Below are 19,349 nucleotides of genomic sequence, written 5' to 3' on the forward strand. Positions count from 1 at the left end.
CGTTAGTTCCTCCTAACTTGCACATGATTCACATTCTAATAGTTCAACTGACGTTGAGCGAACGTAGTATGTCGTTTTAATGCCTAGTTTCCAGGCATTTAAGTGCAATTCTAATAGTTCTTTAGCTTTTACAGTGTTTTGTACATATATATTTAACGAAATACCTTGGTCAATATGACGGGCACGTGCTGCGTTTTGTTTTAAAGTCCAATTTTGATCAATAAAGTATGCAGATTTGTAATACCAAGTTGTTTCTTGGTTCAAATCAGGAACAGTTACCGGAATCTTATAATCCTTTTTCTCTTCAGAATAAGATTTTTGGAAGATTGGATCGATACTCGCCGTACTTCCTGCAATAATTGATGTTGATGAGTTCGGCGCAATAGCCATTACATAGCCATTACGCATACCATTTTCAGCAACTGCTTGTTGTAATGCAGCCCACTTTTCACTTTTATATTGGCGTTTTTTGAAGTATTCTCCTGTTTGCCAGTCTGAACCTTCAAATAATGGATATTGGCCTTTTTCTTTTGCTAATTCCATGGATGCTTGAATTGTTAAATAAGCAATTTGCTCATAAAGCTTGTCTGCAAATTCAACGGACTCCTCTGATTCCCATGCAATACTCTTCAATGCCAATAAATGATGCCAACCGAATGTACCCAGACCAATACCACGATAACGGGCATTTGTACGTTCTGCTTGAGGAACAGGAATACGATTTAAGTCGATCACATTATCTAACATGCGCACTTGAATCGGGATTAATCTTTCTAAAGCTTCTGCAGGTACAGCTCGTCCAAGATTGATAGATGATAAGTTACATACAACGAAATCTCCAGGTTTGCGACGCGTTACAATAACATCATCTTCTAATGTAATTGACTCGAACTTAGTAGCACTCATGTTTTGGAAAATTTCTGTACATAAATTACTTGAGTAAATCATACCTTCATGTTTATTTGGGTTTTTACGGTTTACCTCATCACGATAGAACATGAAAGGCACGCCAGTCTCTAATTGGCTACGCATAATGCGTTTCATAATATCAATTGCTGGTACAGCTTCACGTGTTAATATCGGGTTAGCTAAGCAAGCTTTGTATTTTTCACGGAATGAACCTTGTCCACGTTTTTCGTCATAGTAATCTTCTAGGTTAAAGCCCATTACTTCGCGAATTTCATGTGGGTCAAATAGGTGCCAATCTTCTCGTGCTTCAACAGCCTCCATGAAAATATCCGGTAAGCTAACGCCCGTGAAGATATCATGCGCGCGCATACGCTCATCACCGTTATTTAATTTTAAATCTAGGAATGGGAATATATCTTTATGCCAAATATCAAGATAAATAGCAATTGCTCCTTGGCGTTGCCCTAATTGATCTACTGATACTGCTGTATTGTTTAATTGTTTAATCCAAGGAACAACACCGCTTGATGCCCCTTTAAAACCACGAATGGATGAGCCACGGCTACGTACTTTCCCCATATAGACGCCGATACCACCGCCAAACTTCGAAAGTGTCGCAACATCAGTATTTGAATCATAAATACTTTGTAAGCTGTCATCAACTGTATCGATAAAGCAACTTGACAATTGTCCATGCGTTTTACCTGCATTTGATAATGTAGGAGTAGCAGTCGTCATATATAAATTACTCATTGCCCAGTAAGATTCTTTAATTTTCGCAAGACGATCTGTTTTTTCATTTTGCATTAGTGTCATCGCTATAATCATCCAACGCTCTTGGGGCAATTCGATTGGTGTTTTATCAAAATCTCGAGTTACATAACGGTCCAACAGTGTTTTCAATCCGATATATGTAAAGATTTCATCACGTTTAGGTTCAATCATTAAGCCTATTTCTTCAAGTTCCTGTTTTGTATATGATGTTGTTAAAGTTGGATCATATAAACCTTTCTCGACAAGCTTCTCAACTTGTTTAGCAAATGCTGTGTATACCTGCCCTACTTCTAATTGTCTTACTGTAGATGCTTCTCTATAAACACCTGCCAATAATAAGCGAGCTGCAACGAATGTCCAATATGTGTCCTCTTCATCTAAAAAACTTAACGCTTCTAGGCTCATCGCCTTTGTCCATTCAGCGTCAGTGCCTTCTGGATTCTTATTTCCCCAACGTTCAGACTTTCTAATAAGCTGGCTAATTTCTTCTCTACCGAACTCTTCCTCCAATTGGGATAATAATATTGATCTTTCATTTGTCATTAATTGGACCATATCGTCGTCTCCTTTTTTACAAATATAAAAAGCGATGAATCTGCCTTCTTCGGCAGAGCCATCGCTCTAGGTTTTAAAATTGGAAACTGGTGAAATCACAACAAAAAATTACTTTTGAAATCAAAAGTAAATTGTTTAATGTAAAGTCTCTCGCTTCCACTTCTCAACCCCCGAAGAAAGTGTCGTCATGCAAAAAAAGGCAGGTCTACTGGCTCATGCATCATCCAACTGTCATCCTTCCCAAGCATTGCTCAGTGGTTAATTGACAGTCGTCCGCATTCACAGTTGCGGGGACAGCTTCGGTTTCTTTTCCGAATTCCCTTTTAAACCGTATATGGTACCTTTTTTTGCTCACATACTATATATTGTGTTCTATTAATTAATCTAATCTAACATATTGTGTTCCTTTCAGACAAGTAGAATCGTAAAATTAAAGTAAATGAAAGCAAAAGACCTACGAAAAATGTTTCATAATTTGCTATAATGTCTATTTTAATTTAAAAAAACAGGAGGTTAGGATTGTTTTTAAGTGAAAAATAATAAAAAGCTACCCAAAATTGTATTTTGGGTAGCACAAAATCTATTTTAGTAACAATTAGTCGTCTTCATACTCTTTTTCGAAGTCTAGAATAGTACCAGTTTTAGCATCGATTTCTAATTCGTATTCGTACATACCATCTTTAACTTCAATTTCATAAACGCCGTCTTCTTCATCTAATTCAATTTTAGTAATTGTCCCTTTCGCTTTTGTTAAAGCAATTTGAGAAGCTTTTTGCTCACCAATGAAAGGTGTTGCTGGATTATTTGGTGTTTTTGTAATTCTTTCTTTATCAGTAATCATAACTTTCCCAGTTATTGCATCGACATCGATATCATATTCATAATCGGTAGTTAAAATCTCAAATTCATATACTCCATCTTCACGGTCATACTCTGCTTTTTTCACTGTACCATTAACACTTTTTAATGCAATTGCTTTTGCTTCTTCAATACCTATTACTTTATTAGGTGTTGAAGGATTTGCTGTATTTCCAGTGTTAGGAGTACTTGGTTTAGTAGTTGTGATTACATCGTCAGCTACTTCTGATTCTTTTTTAAGTATTTTCCCTGTTTTTGCATGAATTTCAAATTCATATTCTGTTGTGCCGTTAATAATTTCGATTTCGTATACGCCATCACTTTTATCTAATTTGGCTTTTTGTACAGTACCACCAACATTATTTAAAGCTATTTGTTTCGCTTTTTCTAAACCAATTACTTTGCCAGTTACTACTTTTTTCGAAATTTTCTCTTTTTCTTTTTTCACAATTTTCCCTGTGTACGCATTGATATCAAAATCGTATTCATACCCAGCTCTAATGATTTCAATCTCGTAAATACCATCTTCTCGATCTAATTTGGCCTTTTTGACTGAACCTTTAACCGATTTTAATGCTATTTCTTTCGCTTTTGCTAAACCAATTACATTTTTATTATTTACTGTATTAGAAACTTTTGTTGTTTCTGTTTTCTTTTCTAGTAACTTTCCCGTTTTAGCATCTAATGTTAATTCGTATTCTTTACTTTTGCCTCGTACATCAATTTCATATACTTGAACACCTTTTTCTTTGTCCAATTCTACTTTGTATACTGTACCTTTTACATAGCTAAGTGCTTTTTTCGAAATTTCTTCTGAAGATAAAATTTTACCTGAGTTAGTTTGAATGCCTGCTGCAGCAACTACTCCAGATACTGCAAGTGACCCTGTAATTGCTAATGCCGTAATCATTTTTTTCATAATTAATTTCCTCCTCTTTGTTGATACTTATACTTTACACAACGAAAATGAAAGAATAAGGAGAACAAGATTAGAATTTGATGAGAAATTATTAATCCCACGTAGTCGAAATCACTTTGCCGGAAATAGCGTGAATTTGAAAGACTGCATCTTTGTCGTTTCCTTCAATCTCTACTAAATAATATCCACCATCACTCGTATCATAAAAAGAAATTTCATCAACAGTTCCATTTAGCTTTTTCTTTGCAATAGTAATCACTTGTTCTTTAGATAAGAGTGAAGAATCTTGCTCTGCATCAGCTTGAATTTCTGATAAAACTTCCCCATTAATAGCATCTATTAATAAGTTAATATGCTCTTTTCCGTTCGCTATTTCTATTTGGTATACGGGTTCTTCCTTATTTGTATTGAGTGATATTTTTTTTATTTTCCCGTCATATTGCTCTTTAATAATTTTTCGTATTTTAGTTTCTGCTAGATAGTTTATATCTTCTTTAACATCCGATTTATCCTGAGTCATCTGTAGAATTTTACCCGATTCTGCATCAACATTGAGTTGATAAAGCTTGTTATTTCTTTGAAGCTGTACTCTATATTGATCGTTTATAGTAAGAAAAGAGATAATTTCTCCTCCATACATCGTTTCAATATCATTATAGATTTCTTCCGTTGTAAGTGATGTTTCTTTCGTCAGTTTATCCCAAATCATGATACTAAGAATAGTCGCAATAATGATGAGTGTCACAATGAATAGTATTGATAGTTTTTCGCGGATACGCATATCATTGTTCCCCCTCATTACTATTTTCAAATCGTAAGACGATTGTAGTTCCTTCACCTAGTGTACTTAATACAGTGATGTTAATAGCTAAACGCTCAGCAATTTCATGTGCAATAGCTAATCCTAAACCAGTACCACCCGTTTTGCGATTGCGGTCCTCACTAACACGATAAAAACGATCAAATAAATGAGGAATATTCTCTTTGGCAATGCCTTGACCGAAATCTTGAATGCGAACAACTAATTGCGATCCCTCTTTTGCTATGCTTACATTGATTTCACGTTCACTATAATGGCGGGCATTTTCTAAGAATATAAAGAATAACTGTTTTAGCTTTTGCTCATCAGTTTTTATTATTACTGGCCCATTTCCTAATAAGTTAAATTCTCTCCCGTATGCTTGATGCATTTGATGCAGTGTATCCTCTAATACTTTATAAATATCGATGGCTGCAATTGTTAGTGGAATATTCTCCTTATTTTTAGCTAATTCCAGCATTTGTTTTATCATTTCGTTCATACGAATGGACTCACTTAAAATTGCTTGTACAGCTTCATTTGCTACTTCTTTATTATCAAAACCACGACGTTTTAATAGACGAGCATAACTTTCAACTACTGTTAAAGGTGTTTTTAATTCATGAGAAGCGTTCGATACGAAATGCTCTTGTTTACGATAGTTTTGCTCCAACTGAAACATCATCTCATTAAATGTACGACTCATTTCAGCCATTTCATCTCGGCCGTCATCTTCTATATTTATTTTTTCAAAAGTTCCTGACTTTTGACTTTCCTGCATCGTAGCAATTAGCCGATGTATTGGTTTAGTAACGATACGCCCTAGCGTCATACTTGATAGTACAATAGGAATTGTCGCTAAAATTGTAACACCTAGTAAGACAAGCCTTAACAATTCTAGATTTCGTGCTACATCCTTCATGGATTGTAGCATCTGAATATGCACCACTGAACCGTCAACCCAAATTGCGGGCATACTCATTGATAATACTGGTATGCCTTTGTATTTTTCCACTGAGTATCTTTTATGCTCATCAATATCGGGATGATAATCCTTCATACCTTCAGTAGATTGTACAGTAATGAGTGGTTTGCCATTTAAATCAACGGGTCTTACAGCACCCCTTGGAGGAATATAGGCACGTAATATCGTAGCTGGATCATTTACTTTACTTGTCTGACTAATAGACGTTACAAGCTCTTTAGACTCGGATAAAAGTTGATTGTACTCTGTGTCATAGGCCATTTTTTCATATAAGAAATAAATTCCAATCATCGTAAGCACTAGAATAATCAACATGACAAGCGACGAAAAAACATGAATTTTTGTCTTAAGCTTCATTCACCTGCTCCTTTAGTACATAACCGACACCTCGGACTGTTTGAATAAGTGGTTGTTTACTCCCTTTATCCACTTTCTGACGAATGTAACGAATATAAACATCTACGACATTGGTATCCCCATAATAGTCATAACCCCATACAGCATCTAAGATTTGCTCACGTGAAAGGACTTGCTTTGGATTCTTGATTAAATAAAGTAACAATTCATATTCTCTCGGAGTTAAATCAATAGAACGACCATTTCTTTTAACTTCACGTGTCTGTTCATGTATAGATAAGTCTTTATACTCGTGGAAAAATTCATCCTGCTCTTGAGCGAATTCCTGTTGTTGTGGTTTAAAGCGAAGTGCTGCCCGAATTCTCGCTAGTAATTCATCTATTTCGAATGGTTTTGTCATGTAATCATTAGCGCCCAGATCCAGTCCCGTCACCTTATCCTCAACATCATCTTTAGCAGTGAGCATAATAACAGGTGTATTAAATTCTGTCGCACGAATTCGCTTCAATACATCCAGACCATTCAAACCTGGAAGCATAATATCAAGTAGGAGAAGATCCCACTGCTGTTCTCGGTATAATATAAGCCCATCTGTTCCTGTATGAGCAATTCCCGTTTCATAACCTTCAAATTCTAATTCCAGTTGTAACACACGTGCAATTTTTTCCTCATCTTCTATGATTAAAATGCGCTCAGCCATTATTCTCACCAACCATTTTTTATTTCCATAGTATCATGTCATTATGAAAATTCCATGAGAAGGATTATATGATATACAATTTTTTTATATAAAAAGAGCCTACCCTTTTTTATAAAGGTAGACTCAATTTTTATTAAAATACGATAATTGCCAATACAATCGCTAAAATAATTCGATAGATGGCAAATGGTGTTAATTTAATTTTGTCGATTAATTTTAAGAAGAATTTAATCGATAATAACGCAAAGATAAATGCGCTGACGAATCCTATTGCATAAAATCCAATATGGTCCATCGACATGTACTGCCAGTTTTTCATAACAGATACTAAGCTAGCTCCTGCCATAATTGGCACTGCCATGATAAATGTAAAATCGGCTGCCGTTTTATGATCTAAACCTAGTAATACCCCGCCTGAAATGGTCGCACCTGAGCGTGAAAATCCTGGCCATAATGATAAACACTGTACTAAACCAATCTTTAATGCTTGACCGTATGAAATTTTATCTAAAGTAGTAACTGTTGGTCTTTTCGGCCCAAATTTATCTGCAACAATCATTAAAATCGCGCCGGCTACTAAGCTGAAAATAACCGGTTTTACTCCAAATAAATAGTCATCAATATAATCTTTGAACGCAAACCCTAAAACAACTGCAGGTAACATTCCCACAATAACATGTATTAAGTTAAATTTACGATTTGCTGGTTGACCTTTAATTTTATAAAGACCCACTAAACTTAATAATCGTTTCCACATGACTACGACAACCGCTAAAATAGAGCCTAACTGTACGACAATTTTAAATGTATTAGCAGAATACATTCCTAAAAATTCTTCCGTTTTTAACCACATATCATCTACAATGATCATATGTCCAGTAGATGACACGGGTGCAAACTCCGTCATACCTTCTACTAAGCCCAGTATAAGAGCCTTTAATAATTCAATAAAGTCCATAGTATCTCCTTATTCTTTTAATAATTGAAATGCCGAATCCTCACGCCATTTCTAGCTAAACTATCATACCACAATATACCTCGTTTAACTTTTACCATTATGTTAAAAATCACTTACAAAACTCTACGTCTACAACCCACATTTCTGAACGACTATTCGTCCGAATTGGTGGTCCCCAAAATCCGAACCCTGATGACACGATTGTATGCGTTGCTGCCTTTAGTTTATAACCATAATCGTGTTCGAACGTTTTTCGTGTAATGTATTGATTAGGCCACATTTGTCCTAAATGTGTATGTCCTGATAAATGTACATCTACACCAAGCTTACTGGGTGTTTCAATATCCGTAGGCGTATGGTCCATAACAATCCAAGGTAGCTTGTGATCAACGGTTGTTGCTAACGTTTCTAGCGAAGCTCGATCGCTATTAGTTTTGTCTTCTCTTCCTGTAACATAAAACGAATCTGCCACTAGAATTGTTTCATCTTGTAAAATGTTTACGCCAGATTCAGCCATTTCATGAACAAATAATGGAATTTTTCGTCCATAATATTCATGATTACCTAAAACGCCATATACACCGTATGTACTTTTCAATTGCTTCATTACTTCACTCATTCCATACTCCACATACCAAATAGGATCATCATCAACTAAATCTCCAACAAGAAAGACAACATCTGGTTTTGCTTCATTAGACAATTTCACAAAACGTTCTAAATGAGCTTTATTCGATAAAATACCTAAGTGAAAGTCTGAGCCTATAACCATTCTTAACGGCTTTTGTACAGGATTAGTTTTTTGAATTTTAATAGTAAGATTTCTTACAACTGGTGAGTATGCCATATAGCTACCGAAAGCTACAATTATGAGTAATAATACGGCAACAACATAACCAACCCATTTTATTTGTAAGTCTGGTAAGAGCCATACAAGTAAATTCGCTAGTGGGAATAACAGCAAGCCATACTGAATGACAATCATCCAATAGCTTCCAATAATTTTGAATAATCGTAGCTTATGATGAATGCGCTCAATCAAGATGCTATAAGCCACTATAGTCCAAATCACGCCGAAAATGACTGTTCCCTCAAAGGAAAAAGCAACATGGAGCCATGTATAGACATTCCATCCTAAATAGAAAACTAGTGCATTATATAGTAGAAACGCGATTAATCCAAACCCAATTCTTTTCCCCATAAAATTCCTCCTTGTTCCTTTTCTTGTTAGTATAGCATTTCATGTTATTGACGACTTGTTAGAAGCATACCTAGTAATTTCTACGTCTCTAGTCTTAGTTGAAAATGCATTTCAGGGCCGTTTGTCCAAGAACATTCCTAGCGTAATATAAAGGTACAAACGAAGGGAGGCACTAACTTATGAAAAAAGTCGGTTTATTTATCATCGGCGTCATCGCCGCTATCACAATTTTATGTTCACTTGGAGCTATGGCAGGTTTGGCTATTTCAGCAGCCATTCTATATGCAGGTATTCACTTCTACTTAAAGAGTGAATCAACATTTACAAAAATCATCTGGGCTCTTGTTGCAATCGCAGGTTTACTAACAGCTGTAGCGAATATCCCTAGCTTTATCGGTTTAATCGCAATCGTTGTACTTTGGTATATTATTCGTAAATGGGACGGTAAAGAAAAAACACAAATCATTACTGCAAAAACAGATGATCCATTTACAAATTTCGAAAACCAATGGGATGAATTAACAAAATAAGGAGGAATTTAAAAATGGCAAACTTACTACAACGTTTAAAATATACACTTGAGGCCGACTTACATTCAGTATTTGATAAAAAGGAAGCTAAAAACCCAATTGCTATGCTAAATCAGTATATCCGTGAAGCAGAAAAGCAAACAGAGCAGACTGGTAAATGGTTAGAACGCCAAGCATCTCTAAAAAAAGAACTTGAAAACGAGCTAGCAGTAGCAATCGAAATGTTCAATAAGCGCCAAAAGCAAGCTGAACTTGCTAAGCTAAGTGGCGAAGAAGATTTAATCGGCTTTGCAGAACAAGAAATGACTGCTTATACAAACCGACAAATTGTATTAAAAGACAGCATTAACAAAGCAACTGAAGAATTATTTGGCTTGGAACGCAAATACGAAGAAATGAAACATAAAATTAAAGATATGAAAGTCCGCCAGCTTCAATTAATGGGGAAAGAAAATGTCACACGTGCCCATAATCAGATGGATCGTGTTTTGAACCCAGAAACAAACGGGCAAGTCGGTAAACGCTTAGAAACTTTCGAATCTATGGAAGCTTATATTGAGCGTTTAGGGCAAAAAATTGATCAAGATCATGAAATTTCATCTATGGAGCAACGTCTAGCAATGTTAGAAAAAAATGCTCCTCAATCGATTACAATTATCGAAGAAAAATTAAGCTAATACTAGACTTCTTTGGAAGGCCAGTTATACTAAAAAGGAGAAAGGCAGATGCCCTTCTCCTTTGAGTTTTTCTATTAAATAAACATCATGATGCGAAGAAGGAGGAACAATATGAATCAAATTACAACAAATAAACTGACGATGTTACTTGTCATCTCGTTATTGCTAGTCTTTACCGAAGTGACGTTTTTCGGTAATGGCAGTATTATTTTCGCCCTTCTTGGCATCGTAATGATTTATATGAGCATTAGTAAACGCCGAAAATGGTTATTTTGGATGGGTGCTACCATCAGTATCATTTCATTATTTTCAATGTGGAGTTTACGCATTCTAGTTGTAGCAACACTTTTATATATTTTATGGCAACTAAAAAAAGGTGCTCCAGTCTCTATATCACTAACAGAGCAATTTAATCACAATCAAATCGGCGCCCAATCGATTATTCAAAATAAAGCATTCTCTTTTCAAAGGACTCCTACAAATGCCTATGAATGGCAAGATATTCATGTACAAGGGATTGTTGGTGATTTAACAATTGATACAACACAAACACTTTTACCGAAAGGCACTTCCCTTATATCAGTTCGCCAAGGCTTTGGAAAAGTGAGAATTGCTGTACCCTATGAAGTTCCAGTACGAATTCATTTTAATACTCTAGTTGGTGATGTTCAGCTTTTTGGCAACAAAATGCCACGTTTGTGGAATAAAACTATTTCGATGAAGGATGGCTATAATCCAGAAATTGAACATACTGTTGAGCTGATTATTACCGTATCAACTTTACTGGGGGATGTTGAGGTGATTCGTAAATGAAATCTCTTATTCCAAGATTTCTATCCATTTTCCTTATCGAAATTGCGATTGTTGTATTCGTTTTCTTCATTTTATGGGGGCTACCAGAATTAGATACTTGGTCCCCTCTATGGAAGCTATATTATTTAGAACTACCACTTGGTTTGTGGGTTGCAACATTACTAGCTATTTTCAGTATTAGTATTGCTATTTGGTCTATTTCATTAACGCAAAATAAAGAAAAAGAATTAGCAGATGTACTACAATCCTTAATACAAACGGATAAAAATACACCAGTATCAACAAAATATTTATCTAAAAATGTTCGTAAATCTATTGAGTCTGTTGAAGACTTAATCATTACTCAACGGAAAAGTCTTCAACGAATTACAAATGAACGAGCTGAGGCTGAGGATAAAATAATTCAAGAGCGAATCATTCAAGAAAGACAGCGCCTTGCTCGCGAATTGCATGATTCCGTATCTCAACAATTATTTGCAGCCTCTATGTTATTATCAACGGTCAATGAAACAGCACCTGAAGATTTACCATTACATTTCACAAAACCATTAAAACAAACAGAGACAATTGTACAACAAGCTCAACTTGAAATGCGTGCTTTGCTATTACATTTGCGACCTGCTGCCCTGCACAACAAATCGCTGGCTCAAGGTCTTGAAGATTTATTATTTGAATTAAAGCAAAAAGTTTTCTTTAACATACATCATCGTTTAGAAGAAGTCTCTTTGCAAAAAGGTGCAGAAGACCATTTATTTCGGATTGCACAAGAAACCTTATCCAACACTTTACGCCATGCAAAAGCAACTGAAGTTGACATCTTACTGGTAGAACGTGATAATCTTGCTATTTTCCGTGTACAAGATAATGGGGTTGGCTTCCAAGAATATGATGAAAAAGCAGGCTCCTATGGTTTAAAAAACATTGAAGAGCGTGCTATCGAAATAGGTGGTACTTGTAAAATTGTTTCTGTTCCAAATCAAGGAACAGTTATAGAAGTAAAGATTCCAGTAGAGAAGGAGCATGAACCAGATGATTCGAATATTATTAGCGGATGACCATGAAATGGTACGGATCGGTGTATCAGCTTATCTTCAAGCACAACCTGATATGGAGGTAGTTGCAGAAGCTACTAATGGTCAAGAAGCGTTTGACCTATCGTTAGAATATCGCCCTGATATTATTTTAATGGATATGGTAATGCCCATTATGACAGGTGCAGAAGCCACCGCTGCAATTATTAAAGAGTGGCCACAAGCCAAAATCATGATAGTGACAAGCTTCTTAGATGACGATAAAGTTTACCCAGCTTTAGAAGCTGGCGCTATTAGCTACTTGCTCAAAACAACTAATGCTAAGCAAATCGCTGATGCTATTCGCCAAACTGCAAATGGTACCCCTGTTTTAGAGCCTGAAGTAACGAGTAAAATGATGAAGCGGTTACGTCAAACCGACCGTCCTCTTCATGAAGATTTAACTGAACGAGAGAGAGAAATCCTCCTTTTAATTGCTCAAGGAAAGGCCAATCAAGATATTGCTAACGAACTTTTCATTGCCTTAAAAACAGTTAAAACACATGTCAGTAATATATTAGCTAAACTTGAAGTACAAGATCGTACTCAAGCAGTCGTATACGCGTTCCAACATCATTTAGTGAAGTAAGTGATGTTGGAAACAATAACCCATTTCAATAAATCCCCTATTTTGTGATAACAAGTAATAATATGATGTTTTAATACCACATTTTCTAAAGAATTATCTAAATTTTCCTACTTCTATGAATATAGTCTATACAAATTATAATTTTCGTCACACAAAATCACTCTTTTTACCGATTCTAAAATTATTTTAATAGTGTAATATCCAAAATAGTATAATTTATGGAAGGTATATATATGCAAAATATTGGGCGAATTATTAAATCCGAACGTATAAAACAAAACATGAAACAAAAAGTACTTGCTGAAGATATTTGTTCTACATCTTATTTAAGTAAAATTGAAAATGGCAACAAATCTCCCTCTCCCGAAGTACTGAACGACTTAATTGCGCGTTTAAAAATTAATCTAAATTATTTTTCACAAGAAAACGAAGAGCAGATTATGGATAATCTTTACGAAAATTATAAATCTATTGTACTAACTCGTAATGAGCAAGCTGCTAAGGACAAAGTTAACCATTATATGAACTTTGAAATTAGGTTTGATGAACCAAAAAACTTTTACTATTATAATCTGTATTTGTTCAGACTTTTTTTAGTCTCTAAGCAACCTCTTGATGAAATAGAACACTTTTTAACAGCCTTTTATGCTATGGAAGAAAATTTAGATGAACGTCAAAGTTTTATTTATAACGTCAATGCTAATATCTATCATTTTAGAAAAAGCAATTATATAAAAGCGCTTTCCTATTTAGAATCATCTATAAATTTATTACCTAATATTCAATTAGAAGATTGGGAAAGAGCCGATTATTATTATATATTAGCTTTAAATTATTATTCCTTAAACCAAAATTTAAACGCACTTAATTATGCAAAGAAGTCTAGTGCTATTTACGAATCACTAGGTTACTTCGCCCGCTCAGTTGATTGTAAAACTTTAATTGCAGCAACATACATTCAAAATGGGCACTACGCTAGTGCAGAGCAAATTTTAGAAGATACTTCGCTCTTCTGTCATCAGCATCAGCTTCATCAATTTGAAAGTTTACTGTCGCAGAACATGGGCTTTATCTTTGCTCTCCAAGGGCATGCAAAAAAAGCTATTACTTTTTACAAGAAAAGTTATAATGCTAAAACAGAGCCTCTTAGTATTCTCATAACTATCCATTCAATCATTAAAGAATACTCTAAATTAAATCAAGAAGATTATGTACGAAAATGGTGCGAAAAAGGGCTAGACCTTATTAAGGAAAATGAATTAACCGACACTACAACAACCTATTTGTATCACTTTGAAATTTTCAAAATGAAACATCAGTTAATTCCCTTTGACGAAAAGCTAATCGCTAATGCCATCGACCATTTCCAACAAATCAATGACATTAAAAACGTTCAAAAATACGCGATTCTTTTAGGCAATTTACTTTATGACCACCATGAATATAAAAAAGCCGCTTCCTACTTCCAAAGGTCAACTGAAGCTATGTATCAATTAAAGTATATTAATAAGTGGGAAGACCTCACATAACAGTAAAAACCCAAATTGCGCCATAGCAATCTGGGTTTTCTTATTAATAAACGGATACTACATTTACTGTTACTTTGAACAAATCTCCGTCTACTTCAATTTTCATACGAGCTCCGTGTAAATCAACAATCGATTGTGCGATAGCTAAGCCAAGACCAGATCCATCTGTATGACGAGAAGCATCTGCTCGCTTGAAGCGTTCATATAATTCCTCAACATTTTCACCAATCTCATATTTAGTTACATTTTTTACAACAAATTCTGCTTCACCATTGTGCTGACGAAGTGTCACATAAACACGTGTACCTTCCAATGCATATTTCAATGTGTTAACGATTAAATTATCCAGTACCCTCCACCACTTTTGACCATCAACATATGCAAATAACGGCCCATCTGGTGTATTCACACGGAAATCTAAAGCAGATTTTGTTATATCCTCTGCATGTTCTGCAAGAGCTTGTTGTAGCAACTGATTTAAATCGACCCGTTGTTTATGAAGCTCTATATTGCCTGAAGCCATTTTCGAAACTTCAAATAAATCTTCGATAAGCGTTTTTAACCGCTGTGATTTTTTATCTAAAATCGCAATATATGAATCGCGTTCTTCTTCTGTGACATTTGGTTTTTTTAATAAATCAGTGTACGTAATAATCGATGTTAATGGTGTACGCAAATCATGACTAACATTAGTAATTAGTTCTGTTTTTAGACGCTCACTTTTTGCCTGCTCAGAAATCGACGTGCGAACACCATCACGTAAATCATTCAAATTTTTGGCATGTGAAGCAAGTGCTGACTTACCTTGTATTTTAATTTCATTGCTCAAGCGACCCGCAGCCATTTGCTCTGTTTCTTTCATAATACGATTTAAATAGCTCATTCGTGTTAAGAATAGAAGCGTCGCTGGTAGTAGGATGAATAGAAACAGCGGGATGTATATGAGGAATAGGTGCCACGCCACTAAGGCTCCAGCAAGACCTACTCCCCCTAAGAAAATAATCCCTAGTAGGATAACTGATTGGAAACCGATGCTACGATTTAAAAATAAATCCTGTAACTTCTCAAAAGTTTTTCTTGCTAAACTATTCTGATATGCTTTCATAAGTTTCTCTTCGCTATTTAGATCTTCTAAAACAGATACTAACTGTGCAAGGAATATCCAAATAATTAAATATAAAATTACAAAAGCAAAGACAAATCTGAGTAACTGATATACGCTAATACGATAAAAACTATATTCAATTTGATCTTCTACCAACATCAAACCGATAAACAGAGCCCATACCGTAACAAGTAGACTTATTATTCGTACATCAATCGACCATTTACGAATCCAGTGAGCTGCATTATTATTCTCTAGAATGGCTTTCTTATTTGATTTCCAAGTTGCCAATAATAGTACTAAACTTACTAAACCTAACCCCCAAATAATAGAGTACCAAATTTGGTTTGCTTTAAATGCTTTATAGTCTGTAGCAAATTCTGCATATTGTAGTGCATTCTTTGGAATTGTGATTAGCCCTTCATACTGGTACGTTTTATCAATAAGTGCTTGGTCTATATCACTTGGCTCTAGCCTTGTCGATACAATATCCGAATCATCATACCAAGGATTTCCATCATAATTTGAATAATTGCTATTAATACTATTCGACTTAAGCAATTCTTTTCCTTTTCCAAATTTAATACTAAATGCAGCAGGACTATCTACATCACCTAATGTAGTTGTTTTCTGTGTATCCACATCAGTAAATTTAAAAGCAAAAAAGCGATAGTTATTCAATAAATTCCTTTTTTCACTACTTACATTTGCCACGTAATCATCTATAGCTCTTTTCTTACTATCAATAATTTTAGCTTTAATATACACATCGTCTTCAAAATTTTTCGTAATATCATCTATTTTAGCATCGCGTTCTTTAATTAAAGCTGCTTTCACTTTTGTTGACTTAGAATCGATTGCTGCAGCAATACGGTCTTCGTATTGGCTATTAATATTCTCAATTTGTTCACTTAAACTACCATATCTTGTGCGATGTTCCTCGATTTCATTATCTGTCACAGTAACTGCCTTTTTCGCCTCATCAGCATCAATAGGGTTTAACAAAAGAGGTCCGATATTGTTTGTAAACTCATATAACTTAGATTGGAAAGTTTCAGAATCAAAATAATCCTTTCCTATATACTCCTGACCCTTCTGAACTAATGAGTAAACACTGAACGCAACAATTGTTAGTAGAAACAGACTAACAAGCCTTCTAGAATTGTTTTTCATTACTACTCCCCTCCCATCCATCTTGTTAGCTGAGCAAATGTTCTAGTCGTTCTTGCAAAGCTTAAATCTACTAAATCTAAAATAAATGATAAGCAATACGTCAAGCTAATGACTGCTATAAATATTGCAAGGATTGACCATAAAAACGCATTATTATTTCTCGATTTTGTAGCCAATGCCCCACACCACCTTTAAAAAACGCGGATTTTTTGGATCCACTTCTATTTTTTCTCTTATCTTCCGAATATGCACGGCCACTATGTTTTCCGCATTGTATGCAGGCTCGTTCCAAACACGCTCGTAAATTTCCTGAATCGAAAATACACGACCAGCATTCGCCATCAATAGTTCAGTTATCTTAAACTCAATCGGTGTTAGTTTCACTGACTCTCCATCAAGCGTTACTTCTTTGGATTCCTGATCCAGCACTAATCCTTGCACAGCAATTTTCGATTGTTGCTCATTATACGTTCCAAGTTTCACATAACGGCGCATTTGCGATTTCACACGCGCCACAAGCTCCATCGGATGAAATGGCTTCGTCACATAATCATCTGCTCCTACGGACAAACCGTGTATTTTATCCGAATCCTCCGCCTTCGCACTCAACATTATTATAGGAATGTTGCGCTCCTCACGAATTTTAAATGTTGCCGTAATCCCGTCCATCTTAGGCATCATAATATCTAAAATGATTAAATGTACTTCATTTTCTGAAAGTATCTCCAACGCCTCAAGCCCGTCTGCTGCCTTTAATACGTTATATCCCTCATTTTTCAAATAAATCTCAATCCCATCACGAATGTCCTGGTCATCATCCGTCACAAGTACCGTATATTCTGGCATCTCTCGCACCTCATCCCTCAATAAATTCAAATATATATTTTACTCATTCAATAATCTCGTATTTCTATAACATTTATAATACACATCAAATCTTAAGACCACCTTATCACAAAAATGAAGAAATTCTTAAGGTTTATATTAAATGCTGAAGGCGCTCGTTCAGCTGCGAGGTCGTTGGAAGGCGGAAGCCAAAGTCGCTTTTTGACTTTGAGCGCCCGACTGAAACGACCTGAGCAGCTAGCGCCTGAAGCTGGATATCTTACTTTAATGCTGAAGGCGCTCGTCTAGACTCGACAAGCACTGCAACCTTCGAATCGAAAACATCTTTTCAGTTTTCGACCGAGAAGGTGAAAGTGACCTCGAGAGTCTAGCGCCTGAAGCTGGATATCTTACTTTAATGCTGAAGCGGCCCGTATAAAGGAAGATAGCCTAAGTTCGCCACGTCCTGTGGCAACGGCAACCTGACCAACATCCTGTTGGCCTCCGACACGCACTGCATATCTTGATAAACACTTGTTTGTTGCACTAACTCAGTTGTTTGTTGTACTATCTCGATTGTTTGTTGCGCTAACTCAGCTGTTTGTTGCATTAACTCGATTGTTTGTTGCGCTAACTCCGCCCTTTGTTATTTAGCAGAATATTCACGTCCTAATCAACTTCCATAATACCGAAAATAGCTCATACAGCCCATATCTATACTTCATTTTCTCCACAAAAAAGCTACTTAGCCTTTACTAAGTAGCTAAAATTTTATTAACCTTCTTAACACGACCGCCAAATGTAATAACTAAAATACCTCCCAGTAGCATCGCAACACCAATCCATGCCGTTACACTTAGGTACTCACCTACTAGAAATACACCGAGTATAGCAGCTGTTAACGGTTCTCCAAGTGATAGTGTCACTGCTGAAGATGAAGATATTTTTTGCAAGCCCGTTAAAAATAACAAATACGCGATACTCGTACCGAAAACGCCCATGAATACTAATGGTAACCAGTTTGCACTTTGCCCGACCCATTCAATTCCATACACTAATGAGATTGGACATAATAATAACGCACTGATCGAGAATGTCATCGCCACTGCTGGCAATGCTTCTTCTTTTTCCATTAATGCTTTGCTCACATGTGTATAGATTGCAAAAGCTGTTCCTGCACATAGAGCCATGGCAATACCAATCGGATTGACAGTTGCCTCTCCTTTATTAACAAACAATAATACACAACCGACTATTGCAAGAAATGTGGCTACTCCCCATGTGCGTGTCGGTTTATTTTTGAAATAAAGCCAATCAATTAAACCTGCAAATACGGGCGAACTCCCAATCGTTACGACTGTTCCAATTGCTACGCCTGTCAAACGTACTGATGAAAAAAATAATGGTTGGAACAGGGCCATCGATAATGCCGCAAAAAATGTATACTTCCAAGCCCAATGGCGAAATTTTATCTTTCTCATTAAAATAGCTATGAACAGTAAAGTGCCTCCACCAATTGCTGATCGCATCATGGCAACAGTAAGAGGATTAATACCATCTGTTAAAAATGTCTGCGTAGTACCAACTGTTCCCCATAAAACAGCTGCCAGTAATACAAAAGCATACGGTAAAATACTCACCTAACAGCTCACTCCTTATGTACCTTTTCATAAATATACCATAAATTCTGAAAGTTGAGGCAAACAGTTTCTTCTATTATAATGAAGGCAAAAGGAGGCATTGAATTATGTACAAAACCGTCGCAGATACAGCGAAAGATATCTCAATGCCAGAGCAACAAGTGATGCGTTACATCCTAGAAGGTCGCATTCATGCCGTTCACGATGGCGAACAATTTTTAATCAGCAGTGATCAATTTGAGCGTTACCATGAACAACTTGAACGTATCAAAGAAGAAATTGAAATTTGGAAGAACACGCCCATTCCAGAAGATATTGATATTAAAGATGAAGACTAAAAGACAGCCATGAGCTGTCTTTTTAATTTGGATTGTATAGAGAGA

18 protein-coding genes and 1 riboswitch are annotated in these 19,349 nt (G+C 35.8%); of the genes, 7 read left to right on the forward strand and 11 right to left on the reverse strand.

Going from position 1 to position 19,349, the window contains the following annotated elements:
- Positions 1–12: 12 nt before the first annotated feature.
- From MHH85_RS17905 to MHH85_RS17935, 7 genes are all read right to left on the reverse strand, one after another.
- The gene (locus tag MHH85_RS17905; protein ID WP_403980215.1) at positions 13–2,238 is read right to left on the reverse strand and encodes a ribonucleoside-diphosphate reductase subunit alpha; all 2,226 of its coding nucleotides are present in this window, start codon (positions 2,236–2,238) and stop codon (positions 13–15) included.
- Positions 2,239–2,419: 181 nt separating this feature from the next.
- Positions 2,420–2,598, reverse strand: a riboswitch (cobalamin riboswitch).
- Positions 2,599–2,833: 235 nt separating this feature from the next.
- Entirely contained in the window at positions 2,834–4,015 is a 1,182-nt protein-coding gene (locus MHH85_RS17910; protein ID WP_340707940.1) for a PepSY domain-containing protein, read from the reverse strand.
- Between the two features lie 91 nt (positions 4,016–4,106).
- Entirely contained in the window at positions 4,107–4,796 is a 690-nt protein-coding gene (locus MHH85_RS17915; protein WP_340707941.1) for a PepSY domain-containing protein, read from the reverse strand.
- Between the two features lies 1 nt (position 4,797).
- Complete coding sequence (locus MHH85_RS17920) at positions 4,798–6,156, reverse strand: sensor histidine kinase (RefSeq protein ID WP_340707942.1); 1,359 nt, start codon at positions 6,154–6,156, stop codon at positions 4,798–4,800.
- The gene (locus tag MHH85_RS17925; RefSeq protein ID WP_193738224.1) at positions 6,146–6,856 is read right to left on the reverse strand and encodes a response regulator transcription factor; all 711 of its coding nucleotides are present in this window, start codon (positions 6,854–6,856) and stop codon (positions 6,146–6,148) included. The genes MHH85_RS17920 and MHH85_RS17925 overlap by 11 nt, the downstream gene beginning before the upstream one ends.
- A 133-nt stretch (positions 6,857–6,989) precedes the next feature.
- Positions 6,990–7,814 (reverse strand): undecaprenyl-diphosphate phosphatase, encoded by an 825-nt coding sequence (locus tag MHH85_RS17930; RefSeq protein ID WP_193738223.1) that lies wholly within the window; start codon positions 7,812–7,814, stop codon positions 6,990–6,992.
- A 109-nt stretch (positions 7,815–7,923) separates the two neighbouring features.
- Positions 7,924–9,015 (reverse strand): metallophosphoesterase, encoded by a 1,092-nt coding sequence (locus MHH85_RS17935; RefSeq protein ID WP_340707943.1) that lies wholly within the window; start codon positions 9,013–9,015, stop codon positions 7,924–7,926.
- Between the two features lie 179 nt (positions 9,016–9,194).
- Between MHH85_RS17935 and MHH85_RS17940 the strand changes: the two genes are divergently transcribed.
- The 6 genes from MHH85_RS17940 to MHH85_RS17965 all read left to right on the forward strand — a co-directional run bounded on the left by MHH85_RS17940 (position 9,195) and on the right by MHH85_RS17965 (position 14,223).
- Positions 9,195–9,545 (forward strand): lmo0954 family membrane protein, encoded by a 351-nt coding sequence (locus MHH85_RS17940; protein ID WP_053418030.1) that lies wholly within the window; start codon positions 9,195–9,197, stop codon positions 9,543–9,545.
- A 14-nt stretch (positions 9,546–9,559) separates the two neighbouring features.
- Positions 9,560–10,222: a PspA/IM30 family protein gene (locus tag MHH85_RS17945; RefSeq protein ID WP_340707944.1), complete on the forward strand. Its 663-nt coding sequence runs from the start codon at positions 9,560–9,562 to the stop codon at positions 10,220–10,222.
- Positions 10,223–10,333: 111 nt separating this feature from the next.
- Positions 10,334–11,035: a cell wall-active antibiotics response protein LiaF gene (liaF, locus tag MHH85_RS17950; protein WP_340707945.1), complete on the forward strand. Its 702-nt coding sequence runs from the start codon at positions 10,334–10,336 to the stop codon at positions 11,033–11,035.
- Positions 11,032–12,090 carry a sensor histidine kinase gene (locus tag MHH85_RS17955; RefSeq protein WP_340707946.1) on the forward strand — a complete coding sequence of 353 codons (1,059 nt, stop codon included), beginning with the start codon at positions 11,032–11,034 and terminating at the stop codon, positions 12,088–12,090. The genes liaF and MHH85_RS17955 overlap by 4 nt, the downstream gene beginning before the upstream one ends.
- Positions 12,065–12,694, forward strand: coding sequence for a response regulator (locus MHH85_RS17960; protein WP_193738218.1), 630 nt, complete (start codon positions 12,065–12,067; stop codon positions 12,692–12,694). The genes MHH85_RS17955 and MHH85_RS17960 overlap by 26 nt, the downstream gene beginning before the upstream one ends.
- 233 nt (positions 12,695–12,927) lie before the next feature.
- Positions 12,928–14,223, forward strand: a complete 1,296-nt coding sequence (locus tag MHH85_RS17965; protein ID WP_340707947.1) for a helix-turn-helix transcriptional regulator — start codon at positions 12,928–12,930, stop codon at positions 14,221–14,223.
- A gap of 43 nt (positions 14,224–14,266) precedes the next feature.
- Here MHH85_RS17965 and MHH85_RS17970 read toward each other — a convergent pair whose 3' ends face one another.
- From MHH85_RS17970 to MHH85_RS17985, 4 genes are all read right to left on the reverse strand, one after another.
- Positions 14,267–16,501: a histidine kinase dimerization/phospho-acceptor domain-containing protein gene (locus MHH85_RS17970; protein WP_340707948.1), complete on the reverse strand. Its 2,235-nt coding sequence runs from the start codon at positions 16,499–16,501 to the stop codon at positions 14,267–14,269.
- A 2-nt stretch (positions 16,502–16,503) separates the two neighbouring features.
- The gene (locus MHH85_RS17975) at positions 16,504–16,677 is read right to left on the reverse strand and encodes a hypothetical protein (protein WP_155981161.1); all 174 of its coding nucleotides are present in this window, start codon (positions 16,675–16,677) and stop codon (positions 16,504–16,506) included.
- Complete coding sequence (locus MHH85_RS17980; RefSeq protein ID WP_193738215.1) at positions 16,655–17,347, reverse strand: response regulator transcription factor; 693 nt, start codon at positions 17,345–17,347, stop codon at positions 16,655–16,657. Before MHH85_RS17980 ends, MHH85_RS17975 begins: the two co-directional genes overlap by 23 nt.
- Before the next feature lie 734 nt (positions 17,348–18,081).
- Positions 18,082–18,960 carry an EamA family transporter gene (locus MHH85_RS17985; protein WP_340708197.1) on the reverse strand — a complete coding sequence of 293 codons (879 nt, stop codon included), beginning with the start codon at positions 18,958–18,960 and terminating at the stop codon, positions 18,082–18,084.
- 113 nt (positions 18,961–19,073) lie between these two features.
- Here MHH85_RS17985 and MHH85_RS17990 point away from each other — a divergent pair, with 113 nt between their 5' ends.
- Positions 19,074–19,304: a hypothetical protein gene (locus MHH85_RS17990; protein WP_053418039.1), complete on the forward strand. Its 231-nt coding sequence runs from the start codon at positions 19,074–19,076 to the stop codon at positions 19,302–19,304.
- The last annotated feature ends 45 nt before the right edge of the window (positions 19,305–19,349 follow it).

Source organism: Viridibacillus sp. FSL E2-0187 (genome assembly GCF_038006425.1).
Lineage (GTDB): Bacteria > Bacillota > Bacilli > Bacillales_A > Planococcaceae > Viridibacillus > Viridibacillus arvi.